We start from the raw sequence: 311 nt of genomic DNA, 5'->3' as shown, positions 1-311 counted from the left end.
GCGTCCAGCTTTACCCTCAAGGCCCTGGATGGCCTGCAGGATACGGGTGCCGTGACCCTGGATTACACCGACGAGAATGGCGAGTCGGCCACGCTCGCGCTGAGCAAGGCCGAGGTGGAAGCGCTGGGCAGCGATTCACAAACCCTCTCTACGCAGTACGGCGAGCTGACCCTTGACGGCTATAGCCAGGCCGATGACGGCACCATCACCCTCGACTATGACTACCTCCTGACTAACGCGCCGGAGGAAGACGTCGATAACCTGATGGACAGCTTTACCGTCACGGCCACCGATGAGGATGGCTCGACCGA

The 311-nt window shown here is 61.4% G+C and carries 1 protein-coding gene; it reads left to right on the top strand.

Annotated features, from left to right (window positions below; translation table 11 throughout):
- Positions 1-311 (top strand): hypothetical protein (locus tag LU493_RS19870; protein ID WP_275289518.1); only part of this gene is annotated, 311 nt, incomplete at both ends.

Origin of the sequence: Halomonas elongata (assembly GCF_029081005.1) — a bacterium.
In the GTDB taxonomy this organism is placed as follows: Bacteria; Pseudomonadota; Gammaproteobacteria; order Pseudomonadales; family Halomonadaceae; genus Halomonas; species Halomonas elongata_B.
The sequence above is the reverse complement of the archived record's forward strand: the minus strand, read 5'-3'. Positions and strand labels throughout refer to the sequence as shown.